This window comes from Nostoc sp., assembly GCF_036919815.1.
GTDB lineage: Bacteria > Cyanobacteriota > Cyanobacteriia > Cyanobacteriales > Nostocaceae > Nostoc.
The window spans coordinates 25,630-41,802 of record NZ_JBALCE010000123.1 but is presented as its reverse complement, the minus strand read 5'-3'; the positions used below and the strand labels follow the sequence as shown (position 1 = coordinate 41,802).

Genomic DNA, 16,173 nt, shown 5'->3' with positions numbered 1-16,173 from the left:
AAAGTTAATAACGTTAAAGCATTTACAGCTTTGACTTAAGCAATTGTTGTAAATGCTCAAGCAAAAGTTAATAACGTTAAAGCATTTACAGCTTTTGCTTAAGCAATTGTTGTAAATGCTCAAGTATTTGTAAAATTGCTTATATTTTTGGATTGCAGCAGTTGCATTAAAATAGTAATGTCTATGACGGGCTACGCCTACGCATAAAATACTGAAAATATTGGGATGATGCGTTATGCTCTTGGCTAACGCACCCTACAAGATTACGAATTACGAATTAAATGAGCTAGGTGCTTTAACACTTTCAGGACAATATATATGTCATCACGACTATCTAAAGCAAACAAATCAGATAAAGCGTATTGTCGAGTTTCAGTTTTTAGCAGTTTGATAAATCTAAATTCATTACCATTGGTGATAAACCCAAAAACAGGTTTTGCCGAAGTTGCATCTGCCAACATATAAGCCAATGCTTGGGCAATTGCTGGCACTAAAGAATATTCTGCTCGTTTTGCCTCAATAACGAGAACCCAAAATGGAGGATGGAACACCAAGATGTCAATACGTCCTTTGATAATTGTGCCTTCATCTTCAGAAGAGATTTTTACCTCTTGTTCTGAGGCAATGTAAAAAGGCGGTTGATAAAAACCTGCTAGACACAATAGTGGAGATAGCACCACCATTTTAACTACAGGTGACAAAATAGGATATTTCGAGAGATGCAAATATTCTGCCTTGACTTCGTTAAGAGATTGCTTTTCTAAGTCACTCAACTCAGGTAAATCATCCTGCCACTCTGAAAAAAAATGTTCGTCGTCTGCAAGTTGTAGACCAAATTCATCAATAAGTTGGGCTAGGGTGATATCTTTTCCTTGAAGAATTTGAACCATTTGTTAAACCTTATACTTATCTGCCTAAAAAACCCTCGCTTGATATTTACCCAAAAGACTGTCTTAGAGTAAAGATTTGAGTAAATCGATCGCTCGAACCCACAACATAATACTAATAGGCGCTCCAATTAGAATCCCAGCGATCGCCCAGCCTCTTTGATGGGCTTTGAATTGTTCAATACTGCGCCACCGTCTACTTTTCCAAGCCCATTCGTTGCCTTTTGCACCAAGTGCGATCGCCATTAACCACCAAACGTTGGGCATAAAAGTAAATAGCCCATACCAGACTTGATTCGGCCACATCCACAACCAAGGCATCAAAAATGCGCCCCAATTCCAACCGAGAATTTCCTCTGGGACTGTTTCATTCTGATTCTTTATCCCGCATCCAGAATTGTTGATTATTTCTTTTAGCGGTAAAAGTTGGTTCTTATTTACAGATTTGATCGTCAGACCAGATTTGAGAGCATTTAGCGCAACGCTTGCACTAGTAAATCTTTGTTCTGGAGCAGGTTCTATCAACTTTTGTATCCAACTGACAAAACTAGGACTGAGGTTAACTCGGTCTGTAAATTGTAGTCGCAAATCCTGCTGGGGTAAATCAGCTGGGGAAGTCCCAGTTAACAAATGAATCAAAGTTGCTCCCAGTGCATAGAGGTCTGAAGCCGCAACCGCTCGACCACCAAATTGTTCCATTGGGGCATAACCATAAGTACCGACAACGGTGAAAGTAACGCCCTCTCTTGCCGCTTTATCCTGAACTGCACCAAAATCAACTAAATAAATCCGATTATCTTCGCCCCAGATTAAATTACTCGGTTTAATATCTCTATGTAACACCCCTGGATTCAACTCATGTAGATAAGTGAGAATATTTAAAATCTCAACAGCAATTTTTCTCGCTCGCTTTTCAGTAAACCTTTTGCCAATAGCAAGTTTTTCCTTGAGCGACTCACCAGGAATATATTCTTGTATTAAGGCAAACCAGAGTGTGCGATCGTCGATACAAAAATAATCTATATATTGAGGGATGCGGGGATGATTTAACTGTTTAAGAATTTGTGCTTCCCTCTCAAAAAGTTTCAGGTCATCCCACTGCACAGTACCCCCAAAGGCCAAAAGTTTGACTACAACAGTCGAATTTTCGTCATCAGAGGCTTGTAAATCCTTTGCTAGCCAAGTTTGACGAATCCCATTGTTACCAAGTTGGCGTTGAATTTGATAACGGTCTTGTAATATCTGTTCTGGTTGCAGCATCTTACACCTGCTAGCAATTTACGCTGATCTATTTCCTTATTATTTAAGGATAATCATTATCTAGAAAAACTGTGGAGTTTGATAATTCTTTGAAAAAGGAGTACCTAAGCCGTGAGAAAATTTAGAACACTTGATGAATTTGAAGAAGAGTATTTCCGCAAGTACCCGGAAGAAATTGACGATTATTTGACCGAGATATTTCAGGAATATGCACAAGACAACGATTCCGGCGCGTTGTTGGCATCCTTGCGCGTAGTTGCCCGTGTACAGGCAGCAGGAAAGACAGAAATATGAGCCAGAAGCTAGCACCAGCAAGAGTGCCAACACCAGGAAAAATTTTAAGTCGAGAATTAGAAGCCCGTGGCTGGACAGAGAAAGATTTAGCAGAAATTATGGGGTGTCCAGTTCAAACTATCAATGAAATTATTCGGGGAAGCAAGCAAATTACACCTGAAACAGGTATCGAACTCTCTCAAGCTTTGGGTACTTCTCCAGAGTTTTGGACAAATCTTGAAGCAAAGTATCGACTTCATCTAGTGGTAAAAGAAAAAAAAGGAGCAAGATATAACTCGTAAAAGCCGATTGTATACAATTGCCTCTATCTCTGAACTAATCAAAAATAAGTGGATTCAAGCAGCAGATTCAATTGATAATTTAGAACGGCAAGTATGTGATTTTTTCGGCGTATCTTCCTTAGATGAAATACTCCAACTAAATGTTAATTTCCGTTGTTACGAGTATCGAGAGCCAGAGGCAACTTCTCGCATAGCTTGGGTAAAACGAGTTGAGAACCTAGCCAAACAACAAACCATTGCTAGTTTTGAACGCAAAAAAGTAGAGATTGCGATCCCTGTAATTCTTGCTTGTGTTAAACAAGTAGAAAATATCGTGCAGATTCCTAAATTGCTGGCAGATTTAGGTGTACATTTTCTAATTGTGCCGCATTTAAGCAAAACCTACTTGGATGGTGCAGCCTTTTATTTATACAGCAATCCCGTTATCGCGTTGACATTGAGATATGACCGAATAGATTCATTCTGGTTCACCCTTATGCATGAGTTAGCGCATATTGTTTTAGGACATCAAGGTGCTTATTTAGACAACTTGGATGCGTTAGAAGAGAATGATGAGGAAACAGAAGCTAATGAAAAAGCCGCTGAATGGTTAATAAATTCTCAGACATTCAATGAATTTATTATCAGGAGTAAAAAAGTTTTTTCTCGGAAAGCGATTGAAGAATTTGCTCAAAATCAAAATAGACATCCAGGCATAATTCTTGGTCGCTTACATTATGACAAATTAGTTCCCCATAAAAATTTGAGGCCGTTACTGGTTAGAGTTAGCACGATTTTAAGTCATTCTACAGATAATTTTTGCGATAGTAAGCTTGATATTCCGCAGACAGCAGAGGTTCCCACCAATGACGATGATTGAGATACCATTCAACAGTTAAACGTAAACCCTCAGCAATCGTTACTGAAGGCATCCAACCAAGCTGAGTTTTAATTTTATTCGCATTAATTGCATATCTCTGATCATGTCCCTGTCTATCCTTGACAAAAGTAATCAACTGCTTTGCTGGACTCACTGGTAACTCAGGTGCTAATTCATCCATCAATTGACACAAAAGTTGCACGAGGTTAATATTTTCCACCTCATTATTGCCACCAATATTGTATGTTTCTCCTGGTTTACCATGATTGATTACTACATCCAGAGCAAGACAATGATCGCCCACATAAAGCCAATCGCGCACATTTTTACCATCGCCATAAACAGGTAATGGTTTGCCTATCAAAGTATTGATACACATGAGGGGAATTAGTTTTTCGGGAAACTGATAAGGCCCATAATTATTAGAGCAATTTGTGATAATAGTTGGAAGTTTGTAAGTATGATAATAAGCACGGACTAAATGATCACTGCCAGCTTTTGAAGCTGAATAGGGACTATTGGGAGCGTAGGGTGTAGTTTCAGAAAAAGCTGGATCATCTGCGTCAAGACTACCGTAGACTTCATCAGTAGAAACGTGCAGAAAACGATAGTCAGATGGCTGTGCTTTTGTCTCCCAATGTTGCCGAAAAGCTTCTAGTAGGGTGAAAGTTCCCACCACATTAGTTTGTACAAAAGCAGCCGGGCCAAGAATCGAACGATCAACATGAGATTCGGCAGCAAAATGGGCGATCGCATCAATATTTTCCGTTGCTAATAACTGATCTATAATGGTGCGATCGCAAATATCCCCCTGCACAAACCGAAAATTCTCTCTTCCCTCAAAGGGCGCTAAATTCAGACGATTCCCCGCGTAAGTTAGAGCATCCAACACCACCACCCGATCATTTGGATAAACTTGGCACCAATGATGCACAAAATTCGCCCCAATAAACCCCGCACCCCCTGTAACTAATAACCGCCGACTCATCCAATTTCCTCTCTTCTCTCTGTGTTGCGCCAGTTGCTATAAACTCCTCCACCCCCGCAACGCACTGGCTTCTCTGCGCTTCTGCGGTTCGTTTCTATTTCTTAAAGTATTTCTTCCTCAGCTTACCGTATATCCTCTGTGCGAGTAATTTAGCCATACGTATTTTCGTCAAATTCTTAATATTAGAAGGTTGCTGTATCTTGTGATCAAAAAACTCATTTAACTGATATACAATAACTTGGAAACGCTTAATAATATTTTCAGTGCGATACTCAGCCAAAAATTCTTCAGACAAATTAAACGCTACTGAAGAATCAAGTACCTTCATAACACGTTGGACATCATATTCTTGTGAATAGCCAGCAATTTTATAGCAATTAAATCCCGGATCTAAGTAATCCGCCAGTCCCCCGTTGACACTAGAAAATACTTGACAGCCACAGGCAAGAGCTTCCATTGGTTGCAGACCAAATCCTTCACTAACCCCCTGTTGCACCCAATACTCAGCCGAATCATAGAGGTAGACTTTAGCTCGGTTGAATAGTCCAGGTAAATCCTCTACATAAGAGTCAACAACCAATACTTTACAACGTTTTTGCAACGCTGGAATTAATTCTTTAATTAAATACTCAGAAGATTTTCGAGCCTGAACTAAAACATCAATATCCCGTTCCAGACCTAAATTTTGAAACTGATCAGAAATTTGATTAGGCAAATAATAAATGAGAGAATTGGGTGATTTTTCTCCCCAATATCCCATTGTATAGCGGCTGACAGTGATGATCGGAATACTTGCAGTTAGCCGGAATGGATAGCCTGCACTATGTGCATGGTAAACGACATTGTATTGCTTAAGTTTAGCTACGAGTTGAGCTACATCAAATCCCCAACTGATCACAAAAATTACATCACTTAAATTTTTCTCTTTTAGCAAATCATCAATAAAAAGCTTACCTTTTTCTCGTTGACGGTAAGTTACAACATCAGCACTACAGAACTGCTGAACCAGATTAAGCGCTTTTAACTCTGCCCAAAGTCCACCACAGGCAAATTTGCCATCTGTACCGGGGAGTAAGAAGTAAAGTTTTCTCATAATTTTTTTAGGGGAGTGGGCTTGCCGTGAGCGTAGCCGAATGGGAGTAGGGAGTGGGGGGAGACTATGGAGAAAATTTTTTCTTGTCCCCCTCGTCCTCCTCATCCCTACTCTTGCCAGTCCACTTTAACAAAATGTGCCTCACGCCCCCAAGGGTCGCGTGTACGGGTAATATTTTCAATTGCTAGGTTAAAAGGAATGGCAGTTGTTAAGTAACGCTGTGCCATAGAACCTAAATTAGGTGCGAGTTCAGCAGCTGTTGTTGCTGCTAACCCCAAACCTATAAGTTGCTCGATTGGTCGAAATGGTAGCAACAGATGTACACCCACAGCTAGTCCTGCTGTTAAAAGCATTGCTACTGATAAATTTGTGCCGCAACGCGGATGTACAGCCAAATCCCATTCTCCACTAGTGAGGCGATGTCGAGCAAGTGCGATCGCACGCCGCAAATTACTAATATTCACCTCACCATAGAGGTAGAATCCCTGCTCAGTAGATAAACCGCCTAATAGTTCATTATCTAATTGAACGTTAGTGGATTTTCCTGTGGCAGGATAGGCACTTTTTGATTCGCTAAGAACCCAAACAGTCGCATGTTCTAAAGCGTGAACTTGCCGAAGCATCAAAATTTCTTTCAACCCTGGAATAAACGATAGCTGTCTGAGTAAGTCAGCATCTTGTGTGGGTTGCGGAAAGTCTGAAAATCGGTCTTTAAGACTCGGAACTTTCTCAGATACAGGTGTAGTAAAATCAAACTTAAAAAATTCAAAGGGAGACGAGCCACCCTGAAAAGAAGCAGAAGTATTCATTGGAACTCCGCTCTCCAAGCCGATGGAGCAACATAGATTTCTTTCAAATGTAACGCTTGCACCACTCAATTGTTGCTAATTTTTGTGGATGATTGTTGAATTTGGGCATGGGGCATTGATTATTTATTCTCCTCTGCTCCCCCTGCCCAAACCCTTAATTTTTCGTTGCTGATGCGTAAGTCCTACATCTGTTCTGCTGAATTTGGAAAGGAATTCTGATCTTTATAGTTTCCGAGTCCGAGGGTCAGCTGGCTCCACTAACATAAACTCCGGCTGAGTGAAGGACTCGGAACTTTTGGTAGAGTGTTCACACTGAAAACTTAGGCGTGAGGAGGGGAAGAATCAGTAAACCTCATTCATTGGCTCTTTACTATACCAGACCAGAGCAATTACGTTGCTACTAGTAAATTGTTTATTCGATCTGGTTAGGAAGAAGACAGCAATTGACATCATTCAAACAAACTTTGCCCCACTGTAAAGCCCACCGGACAAGAGCTACTCGATTGTCTGTCTCGGTTTTTGTGAGAATATTACTGATATGGTTATCAACTGTACGCTTGCTAATCTCCAGTTTTCCTGCAATCTCTTGGTTAGTTAAGCCAGTGGCCACTAAGTCGATAATTTGCAGTTCTCTGTCTGATAGACTAACGGGGGTCTCAGACTTGCCACCAGCCATGACTATTTCTATCCTCTGTTGGTATATGTACTTAATCGCTCTTTCTAATTCTAGAGGATTCTTTTGTTGGTAGGGGTTTCAAGTGTTAACAGTAATACTATTGTGAATATTTTCTTTGGATTTAAAGTTTGCATAAATCTAAACTATAAAATATTCTAGTATTAAATAATACATATTCTTTAGAATAATCTAGTTTATTCACCGAGATACTTTGAAAAGTATTAGAAGCATATACATATTATAAGAGTAGTTAAAATTGCTATTTAATTCTATGAAGGACTGGCGACAGATTAGCAAAAATTATTGTAGATTTTATACTGTAAATTCCTAATCCCAAATCGAAATCTAAAATTGAAAATGAGATGAGCAATCCCCGTGTTTTGTGCCTTGGTGAAATTTTGTTTGATTGTTTAGCGGATCAATTGGGACTAAAGCTGGAAGAAGTGAAATCTTGGACTCCCTACCCAGGAGGGGCACCAGCTAACGTAGCCTGTGCTTTAGTTAAGCTGGGGACATCAGCTGGCTTTATCGGAGCGGTTGGCTCAGATGAACCAGGGAATGCACTGGTGAAGCTCTTACAAGATGTAGGTGTAGAGACGACGGGAGTACAACGCCATCCCACAGCACCAACGCGACAAGTTTATGTTACACGGGATCTGGCTGGCGATCGCACTTTCGCCGGATTTGGTCAGTATGATACCGCAGAATTTGCCGATACTCACCTGCAAGCTAAACAATTGTCAGATTCGCTGTTTCAAGAGGCAGATTTTCTGGTTTTGGGTACTTTGGAATTAGCCTATCCTGAAAGTGAAGAGGCAATTCACCGCGCTCTAGAGTTAGCTGAACATTACGATTTGAAGATTGTGCTGGATGTCAACTGGCGTCCTGTATTTTGGGAAGCACCAAACATCGCTCATCAAAAAATTCCAGAATTATTTAAGCGAGTCGATTTCCTTAAACTCTCCAAAGAAGAAGCTGAATGGCTATTTGAAACCGCAGATCCCGGAGCCATAACTTATCGTCTGGCTTCAATTGAAGGAGTGCTAGTAACTGATGGGGAAAACGGCTGCACCTACTGTCTGGGTGAGAACGAAGGCAAATTACCTGCGTTTTCCATCCCCGTAGTTGATACAACTGGTGCAGGAGATAGCTTTTTAGCAGGATTCATCCACCAATTGAGTCAGCATGGCATCCACAGCTTGCGGGATGCAGAAACAGCAAAACGCATTGTCAGCTATGCCAGTGCTGTTGGGGCGCTGACTACCATTAAACCAGGTGCGATCGCTTCTCAACCTACATCTGCTGAAGTCGAAGCTTTTCTAGCCGCACATCAACTCTAAGAACTAGCATAAGTCACTGGGATATCAGCCTTTGGTGGCTGATATCCCAACTAGAAAATGGATGTGGTATAAACTATTTTCATCTGGTTCTAGAACAGGGGAAAACTTCAACTAGAACAGCAGGATTCCCCCACCATGCCGCATCGGTTGGTGGCGGGAGGAATGCGCGTGAGTAAACGATTCCACCGCATCTAGAATCGACAAGCGTAGCTCAAGGGCAATAGATGCGGTGCATGAGTTTACGAACCCAACTCTTAAGAGACGCTGCGCGTAGCTTGTCCTCCGCCAGGAGTACGGCAGGCTCAGGGCATCGCAAATTCCTTGCTCGACCCCTTGATTTTATTGTCTTCAACAGTTATAATAGCTATAGAGTTTGTTGAAGATATGAGCCAAGTTATCACCGCTAAACTAAAGTTGAACCTCACCACTGAGCAAAAATCAGCAGTGCGTGATACTACGTTGGCTTATCGTGATGCCTTAAACTATGCTTCTACAATTGCTTTTGATAATGGTAAGTCTAGTAATGGTGCTACGTTGCAAAAACTCGTCTACAACAATCTGCGCTCTGACTTTAAATTAGGAGCACAGATGGCGTGTAATGTACCTAGACAAGTAGCGGCAACGTTTAAGTCATTGCAGACAAAAGTTAAACAGAACAATGAAGCGATAAAGAAAGGGCATACTAAGAAGCGTTTTAAAGGGCTTGATGAAGCTCCTAAATACTCATCTCGGACTGTGACTTTAAATTATCAGCGAGACTATTCGTTTAAGGCTGACCAATGCGTAAGTATTGGAACGGTAAATGGTCGGATTGTCGTGCATTATGAAGGCTGGAATAAACATCTAAACCTAATTAAAACCTGCCCTAATATCGGAGCGGCAAAAATAGTTTACCAGCGTTCTTCCAAGATTTACTATCTAATGGTGAGTCTTGAGATTGAACTACCAGATATAGATCCAACTACTATTACCCGAATCTCTGGTGTTGACGTTGGGATGAGGTATTTGGCAGTAGAGACAGACGTAAACAGTAAGTCTACTTTCTATTCTGGCAAAGCATCTCGACACAGAGCTAACCAATACCAGAAGGCTCGAAAAACTTTACAGCGTAAAGACACCCGGAAAGCATTGCGCCGATTAATCGCTTTGTCGGGAAGGGAGAGACGGTTTATCGCTGATGTGAACCACCAAATGAGTAAAGAAATTGCCAAGCCAAACAGCTTGATTGGATTAGAGAACTTGACGGGAATCCGAGATAGAACTAAATCTAAGGCGGGTATTAAGGCAAGCAAGAAACAGCGTAGAGCTAATCGGAATAAGGTTAGATGGTCGTTTGCTGAATTACACAGTTATATCGACTATAAAGCTAATTTAATTGGTAGCTTGGCTACCAAAGTTTCGGCACATTATACTTCTCAGAGTTGTCCAAAATGTGGACACACCTCGAAGGGTAATCGACCGAACAAAGGTCTGATGTTTCGCTGTGAATGCTGTGGCAATGAACTACACGCTGATTTAGTTGGAGCGCGAAATATTGCAATGAGAACGTTGCTTGTTCGGCAAGACTGGACGAGTACGGGGAGTTTGTCAGTATCCCCTGATGTGTCGCGTGATGAAACCAAAGCTGATATCCTGCAAAGGTTTTCAGAATTGAGGTGGAGCGTAGATACAAGCCCCCACCATAGCGGTACTCCGCTTGGTGGCGGGTAATTGACATCAAAAAGCTTTAACGTATCTCCAAGCTTAGTTTAGCGTTAGTGTTTGAAAATGATGTCGTACAGTGACAGCAAAATCTCCACCACAATCAGAATCACCACATACCACTCTACTCGTTCACTACTGCTATGCTGCATAAACTCCAGCACCGTTTGTGCGGTTCGGGAAATTAGCTCTAGTTTGCGTTCCAGAGCGTTGTGACGCTCACGGATTTCGTATTCATCCTCCAAGCGCAGATATAAGTTTTCTAGCTGTGGGGACTCCCAAAGCAACTCCGGCTTATCGATAATTTCTACTCGACCCACAATCTTATGTTGAACTAACAGGGTAGTCCCAAGTTGACGTAGTAATTCCTGACTCTGGCGTCTACTCCTGTTTTTTCGCTGGAGACTAGCTGCAAATGGTTCAATTTGATCAAATACGGTCTCTAAGCTAGTTTCATAATGAGACAGCACAACACTCTTAGCGAGAATATCAGCCACTATCTGCAAGCGTTCTACACTAAATTCATGCAGCAAAATTTTTCCTTCCTTAACTCGCTCACTCTCCGCAACGTTGAGATGAACTTCCACCTCTTCTGTTTCCGGGTCGGCAAAAGAGTCACTAACTTGAGAGGATAGTTTGGTCAAGAAGGCTACCTTTTCCATAGGCTCAAAGTTAAACAGGACAACTGCACCATAGCCCAGCAGTACCGCACAGCCGTGTTCACCTCCTGTAACCATTACTGGCCTAGCCGCCAAGCAAACGTAATTCTCCAATGTTTGTAGGTTAATCTTCTTACCAAGGAATAGGGCCTGCGCTCTAAAGCTATCTCTGTCATTAAAAAGAAGTTTTTGCATTGTCGCCCTATACTATATTTTGCCTGTTAATCTGTGGGGGTAGCGATGTCTACGACGGGCTACACCTACGCAATTGATCCGGTGTTGTTGGAGATCACTGCAATCTCAGCTTACGCAATTACCTTAATCTCTCACAGATGCCCACTGATTGATTCTGAATTCTGCATTCTTCTTCTATTAGCATTTGAGTAGCAGAAATCAAAAATCAGGACAGTAGTACTTTCGTGTGATTAGCCTTAGCTCGTTGCCACAGAGTATCAACAGTCACAAACTCATAGCCTTGTTGTAGCAGTTGCGGAATGAGAATTTGAATTATCGCAGCAAGATCTTCTCCACCACAAGCACCATCATGTAAAACAATCAGCGAACCATTTTTGACTTGCTGCATAACTCGCTTTACTACGGTGGTGACGCCTGGTCGCACCCAGTCTTCTGGTACAACGCTCCACATAACTGGGCGGTAATTCCACTGAAATAATAATTTTAAAGTCGCAGGTGTAAATAAACCATTGGGGGGGCGGACATCTCGCAGTTGTTCAAGTTGCAGGTTACAGGCATTGTAGATGGCAGCTTGGGTTTTTTCTAAACTCTCCTTCAGGTCATTTGGGGAAAGCATCGGAAAAGAGCGATGATCGTAGCCATGCAATCCGATCCAGTGGCCACGATCGCTAACGGCTTTGGCGATCGCTGGTGAACGGTTGACGCAAACACCCAACCAAAAAAAACTCGCAGTAATGTTGTAACGGTCTAATACAGCCAAGACTTCGGGTGTGTATTGAGCATGGGGACCATCATCAAAAGTTAGGGCGATCGCTTTAGAATCAGAATTTCCAGCCCAAAGGCACTTGGGAAAACTCGGCTGGAGAACGCGGTAGAAAATGGGGAACAGGGGAGCTAGCTGCATAAAGTTTTTTCTTTTTTGCGTAATCTTGCATAATTACATTGATTACTTAATATGAGACTGTTAAGCCTCGGAACCACGGCTTAACTCGCTTATATCTGGAACTTACCCATTGTACAAATACAGAGTTTTAGATATAAGCGCTCCTTATAGGTTCAAAAATCATCACGATCGCTCTAATTTTTGAAGAGTTCTGAGTAATTTCTAATTCACTCAGGACTCAGCACTGAGTGTGGTCAATCACCACCCTAAAGTCACTTGGGAAAGGTTGGCTAGAGAATATCAATCCTCTATTTTGTAAAAAATCTCTAAGAGCAATACTTTTTGATTTACCACTTCTCTAAATTGATGATAAATCTACCAAGAAACACTGCATGAAAAGTTAATGTTGTTCAAAGATATACGAGATTATCAAATTTCATTTCTGGGCTTGTTCCTAGTCGTGGGAATCAGTACACGAGACTGGACATTGCGACCAGAATTGATTGGGGTATTGATCGCCACTTGTCTACTAACCCAATGGATATTCTCATGGGTAACAGGCAAAGAACAACTGCCCAATCTTCGCAGCGCTTTAATTAGCTCGCTGGGACTCAGCCTGCTGTTGCGGGCTGATCACTGGACAACAATGGTAATAGCAGCAGCAAGTGCGATCGCTAGCAAATTTCTCTTCCAATTCGGTGATAAGCATTTCTTCAACCCCGCCAATTTTGGGATCATATCTGCCTTGATTCTCACCCCCGATGCTTGGGTTTCGCCGGGACAATGGGGTGAAGAGTGGTGGTATGGGCTATTATTTGTCGGCACTGGTGGCATGATTTTGCAACGTATTGGTCGCTGGGACACCACAGCAGCTTTTTTGACTGCCTATTCCTTGCTGGAAGCCATTCGCAATCTCTGGCTGGGTTGGACTTGGGATGTTTACTGGCACCGATTGATGAGCGGATCGTTGCTGCTGTTCGCCCTATTTATGATTACAGATCCGCGATCGATTCCCAATTCCCGAATTGGGCGGGTAGTTTGGGCAGTGTGCATCGCCGGATTAACTTTTATCCTGCGAAATTATTTCTTTATTTCTACCGCAGTCTTCTGGGCACTATTTGCCCTTGCCCCATTGACCATTCTCATAGATGTCCTCTGGTTAGCCCCCAAGTTTGCTTGGCAAGAGGGAGATGAGGGAGCAGGGGAAGAACTTCTTACTCAGCACTCCTAACTCCTGTACAGACGCGATTAATCGCGTCTGTCAGCATTCAGCATTAAAAATCTTGAGGTATAAAAAATGAAGATTTTTCGACTTTTAACGCCATTATTGTTGGCAATTGTAGCTGTTTTGTGCTTTGCACCCGCAGCTTGGGCATTTTGTGGATTCTATGTAGCTAAAGCTGATACGAAGCTGTATAACAAAGCTTCTCAGGTGGTGATAGCGCGAGATGGCAATCGCACTGTCCTAACAATGGCAAACGACTTTCAAGGCGAAGTCAAAGATTTTGCAATAGTAATACCTGTGCCAACACTGCTTAAAAAAGAGCAAGTTCGCGTTGCCAAACCCCAGATTATCGAGCCCCTAGATGCTTTTAGTGCGCCGCGATTGGTAGAATATTTTGACCCAGATCCTTGTGCCCCAATAATTTTCAACAACTTCCGAGCATTAGGAGGAGCAGGAGGAGCAGGAGGAGCGCTATCTGGGAGTAGCGATCGCAGTTTAGGTGTGACAGTCGAAGCCAGTTTCAACGTCGGCGAATACGACATAGTGATCCTCAGTGCTAAAGAATCTGACGGACTGGAAACTTGGCTCAAAAACAATGGCTACAAAATCCCTCAAGGGGCGAAACAGTTACTTCAGCCCTATATCCGTTCCTCAATGAAATTCTTTGTTGCCAAAGTCAACTTAGATAAATTCAACCAATCTGGCTACGAATTCCTGCGTCCGCTACAAATTTCCTATCAATCACCCAAGTTCATGTTGCCAATTCGTTTAGGTATGCTCAATGCCACGACAGAGCAGGATTTAATTGTCTATATCCTCTCGCCCGAAGGAAGGGCAGAAATCACTAATTATCGGACGGTGAAAATCCCCTCCAACGCCAATATTCCCGTATTTGTCAAAAATGAATTTAATGAATTCTACAAATCCCTGTTCCAAACCGCTTACACCAAAGAAGGGAAAAGAGTCGGTTTTTTGGAATACGCTTGGGATATGGGTAGTTGCGATCCTTGTTCTGCCGATCCTCTGACCCCAGACGAACTCAAGGAAGCAGGTGTATTTTGGCTAATTAATAATTCTTCAAGTAATGTACCAGTATTCCCCAATTTTGGTACTCCCTTTTTTAGCAGTAACGTCTTCATCTCCCGTCTGCATATCCGCTACACCCGCGACACATTCCCAGAAGACTTGATTTTCCTGCAAACTGCCAACCGTGAATCTTTCCAAGGGCGTTATATTTTGCAACATCCATTCCAAGGGGAACTTAAGTGTCAAGCAGGTAAAGAATACAAACGGTCTTTGCCCAAGCGTTTTGAACAAGAGGCGCAAACTCTGGCTAAACTAACCAACTGGGATATCCAAGATATTCGCAAGAAAATGAAGCTGAGTGTCGGAAATCTCACATATTCCTTGTGGGAAAGTTTCTTATCCTGGTTTTGATTAGTATTGACAACACTCAGTCCTGAGTGCTGTTAGCGGTAGCGGGGCCTTTAGCCCGTGCTGAGTTGAGTCAAGTAAAAAAACTACTCAGCACTTATGTACTTGGTACAAGCCCCGCCCGCAAGTGGTGCCACTGCGGTCTTGGCTTGTAGCCAAGTAGAGGTTGTGGCGTGGCGGAATCTTCTTGACTCCAGAGGTAGGTTGATACCCCACAAGAAAGCGGGTGGTCTTTTAACTCAGCACTCTAAGCCGAGGAACTCAGCACTCTTCATTTTTTCGGGTAATTCCCGGCTGTCTAAGGTCTTGTCATTACCCATATTTTTGTAACAATCAAAGTATCGCGCAGACAGGCAATCCCGCTCAGAACTTAAGTTCTGGGCTAATAGCTCAAGTCCACTTAAGTGGACTGAAATTTTCCCTAACACACAAAGTCTAACCATCTACATGACTTAAAACCTTGTATTTAGTCCTCTTGAGAGGACTTAACCTATAAGAGAGGGAATTTATTCCAAGGCGGGTTGGCACCGAAGCGAGAGATTAAAAAGATATGGGTAATGACAAGGACTTAAACTAAAGTTCAAGTCATTAGATTTACTGCTCTATTTTGTAACAAAATCTGTAACAGAAATACTATTTGAGCTAGCCCTCGTCTAGATTGATGACAAATCTACGGGGAATCCCTGAATGAAAGGGTCATGTTGCTCAAAGATATACGAGATTATCAAATTCTATTTCTGGGCTTATTCCTAATCTTGGGAATCGGTACACGAGATTGGACACTGCGACCAGAGTTAATTGGGGTAGCGATCGCCACCAGTCTTGCAACCCAATGGATTTTGTCATGGATAACAGGCAAAGAACAAATCCCCAATCTTCGCAGTGCTTTAATTACATCTTTGGGACTCAGTTTACTGTTGCGGGCTGACCACTGGACGACTATGGCAATAGCCGCAGTAATTGCGATCGCCAGCAAATTTATTTTTCAAGTTGGTGATAAGCATTTCTTCAATCCCGCTAATTTTGGGATCATTTCCGCTTTGATTCTGACTCCTGATGCTTGGGTTTCGCCGGGACAATGGGGTGAAGAGTGGTGGTATGGGCTATTATTTGTCGGTACTGGCCTGGCGGCATGATTTTGCAGCGCGTTGGTCGCTGGGACACCACAGCAGCTTTTTTGGGTGCCTACTCCTTGCTGGAAGCAATTCGCAATCTCTGGCTGGGTTGGACTTGGGATGTTTACTGGCATCGATTGATGAGTGGGTCTTTGCTGCTGTTCGCCCTATTTATGATTACAGATCCGCGATCGATTCCCAATTCCCGAATTGGGCGGGTAGTTTGGGCAGTGTGCATCGCCGGATTAACTTTTATCCTGCGAAATTATTTTTTTGTTTCCACCGCAGTCTTCTGGGCGCTGTTTGCCCTTGCGCCATTGACCATCCTGCTAGATGTTCTCTGGTTAGCCCCAAAGTTTGCTTGGCAAAGAGGAGATCAGGGAGAACTCCTAACAGACACGGTTAATCGCGTCTCTACTCCTAACTCTTGTACAGACGCGATGAATCGCGTCTCCTAACTCAACATTAAAAAGT

At 42.5% G+C, this 16,173-nt stretch carries 15 protein-coding genes and 1 pseudogene; 8 read left to right on the top strand and 8 right to left on the bottom strand.

Features of this window, described 5'->3' with window-relative positions:
- Window positions 1–263 precede the first annotated feature (263 nt).
- Both V7K15_RS27945 and V7K15_RS27940 read right to left on the bottom strand, forming a co-directional pair.
- A complete protein-coding gene (locus tag V7K15_RS27945) occupies window positions 264–890 on the bottom strand; it encodes a type I restriction enzyme HsdR N-terminal domain-containing protein (protein ID WP_334910946.1) in 627 nt (208 codons plus the stop codon).
- A 63-nt stretch (window positions 891–953) separates the two neighbouring features.
- Window positions 954–2,147, bottom strand: a complete 1,194-nt coding sequence (locus tag V7K15_RS27940) for a serine/threonine protein kinase (protein WP_334910944.1) — start codon at window positions 2,145–2,147, stop codon at window positions 954–956.
- A gap of 111 nt (window positions 2,148–2,258) precedes the next feature.
- Between V7K15_RS27940 and V7K15_RS27935 the strand changes: the two genes are divergently transcribed.
- Genes V7K15_RS27935 through V7K15_RS27925 form a run of 3 tightly spaced genes read left to right on the top strand, consistent with a single transcriptional unit; the run spans window position 2,259 to window position 3,581 of the window.
- A complete protein-coding gene (locus V7K15_RS27935; protein WP_334910942.1) occupies window positions 2,259–2,441 on the top strand; it encodes a hypothetical protein in 183 nt (60 codons plus the stop codon).
- Window positions 2,438–2,722 (top strand): HigA family addiction module antitoxin, encoded by a 285-nt coding sequence (locus V7K15_RS27930; RefSeq protein WP_334910940.1) that lies wholly within the window; start codon window positions 2,438–2,440, stop codon window positions 2,720–2,722. The genes V7K15_RS27935 and V7K15_RS27930 overlap by 4 nt, the downstream gene beginning before the upstream one ends.
- Window positions 2,723–2,729: 7 nt before the next feature.
- Window positions 2,730–3,581, top strand: coding sequence for an ImmA/IrrE family metallo-endopeptidase (locus tag V7K15_RS27925; RefSeq protein ID WP_334910938.1), 852 nt, complete (start codon window positions 2,730–2,732; stop codon window positions 3,579–3,581).
- On the opposite strand, the gene rfbB is transcribed toward V7K15_RS27925, so the two are convergent.
- From rfbB to V7K15_RS27905, 4 genes are all read right to left on the bottom strand, one after another.
- A complete protein-coding gene (rfbB, locus tag V7K15_RS27920; protein WP_334910936.1) occupies window positions 3,508–4,569 on the bottom strand; it encodes a dTDP-glucose 4,6-dehydratase in 1,062 nt (353 codons plus the stop codon). The two genes, V7K15_RS27925 and rfbB, sit on opposite strands and share 74 nt — an antisense overlap.
- 94 nt (window positions 4,570–4,663) lie before the next feature.
- Window positions 4,664–5,662: a glycosyltransferase gene (locus tag V7K15_RS27915; protein ID WP_334910934.1), complete on the bottom strand. Its 999-nt coding sequence runs from the start codon at window positions 5,660–5,662 to the stop codon at window positions 4,664–4,666.
- 107 nt (window positions 5,663–5,769) lie between these two features.
- On the bottom strand, window positions 5,770–6,471 hold the full coding sequence (locus tag V7K15_RS27910) for a DUF6391 domain-containing protein (protein WP_334910932.1): 702 nt from the start codon (window positions 6,469–6,471) through the stop codon (window positions 5,770–5,772).
- Between the two features lie 412 nt (window positions 6,472–6,883).
- Window positions 6,884–7,147 carry a helix-turn-helix domain-containing protein gene (locus V7K15_RS27905; RefSeq protein WP_292801486.1) on the bottom strand — a complete coding sequence of 88 codons (264 nt, stop codon included), beginning with the start codon at window positions 7,145–7,147 and terminating at the stop codon, window positions 6,884–6,886.
- 362 nt (window positions 7,148–7,509) lie between these two features.
- Between V7K15_RS27905 and V7K15_RS27900 the strand changes: the two genes are divergently transcribed.
- Both V7K15_RS27900 and V7K15_RS27895 read left to right on the top strand, forming a co-directional pair.
- Complete coding sequence (locus tag V7K15_RS27900) at window positions 7,510–8,487, top strand: carbohydrate kinase family protein (protein ID WP_334910930.1); 978 nt, start codon at window positions 7,510–7,512, stop codon at window positions 8,485–8,487.
- A 384-nt stretch (window positions 8,488–8,871) separates the two neighbouring features.
- Window positions 8,872–10,197, top strand: a complete 1,326-nt coding sequence (locus V7K15_RS27895) for an RNA-guided endonuclease InsQ/TnpB family protein (RefSeq protein WP_334910928.1) — start codon at window positions 8,872–8,874, stop codon at window positions 10,195–10,197.
- 44 nt (window positions 10,198–10,241) lie between these two features.
- Here the strand turns inward: V7K15_RS27895 and V7K15_RS27890 are convergent, their stop codons facing one another.
- Window positions 10,242–11,042, bottom strand: a complete 801-nt coding sequence (locus V7K15_RS27890; protein ID WP_334910926.1) for an RMD1 family protein — start codon at window positions 11,040–11,042, stop codon at window positions 10,242–10,244.
- A gap of 205 nt (window positions 11,043–11,247) precedes the next feature.
- Window positions 11,248–11,946 carry a polysaccharide deacetylase family protein gene (locus V7K15_RS27885; protein ID WP_334910925.1) on the bottom strand — a complete coding sequence of 233 codons (699 nt, stop codon included), beginning with the start codon at window positions 11,944–11,946 and terminating at the stop codon, window positions 11,248–11,250.
- 382 nt (window positions 11,947–12,328) lie between these two features.
- Between V7K15_RS27885 and V7K15_RS27880 the strand changes: the two genes are divergently transcribed.
- The 3 genes and pseudogenes from V7K15_RS27880 to V7K15_RS27870 all read left to right on the top strand — a co-directional run bounded on the left by V7K15_RS27880 (window position 12,329) and on the right by V7K15_RS27870 (window position 16,157).
- Window positions 12,329–13,156 (top strand): RnfABCDGE type electron transport complex subunit D, encoded by an 828-nt coding sequence (locus tag V7K15_RS27880; protein ID WP_334910923.1) that lies wholly within the window; start codon window positions 12,329–12,331, stop codon window positions 13,154–13,156.
- A gap of 66 nt (window positions 13,157–13,222) precedes the next feature.
- A complete protein-coding gene (locus V7K15_RS27875; RefSeq protein WP_334910921.1) occupies window positions 13,223–14,587 on the top strand; it encodes a DUF2330 domain-containing protein in 1,365 nt (454 codons plus the stop codon).
- Between the two features lie 695 nt (window positions 14,588–15,282).
- Window positions 15,283–16,157: pseudogene (locus V7K15_RS27870) on the top strand (RnfABCDGE type electron transport complex subunit D).
- Window positions 16,158–16,173: the final 16 nt, after the last annotated feature.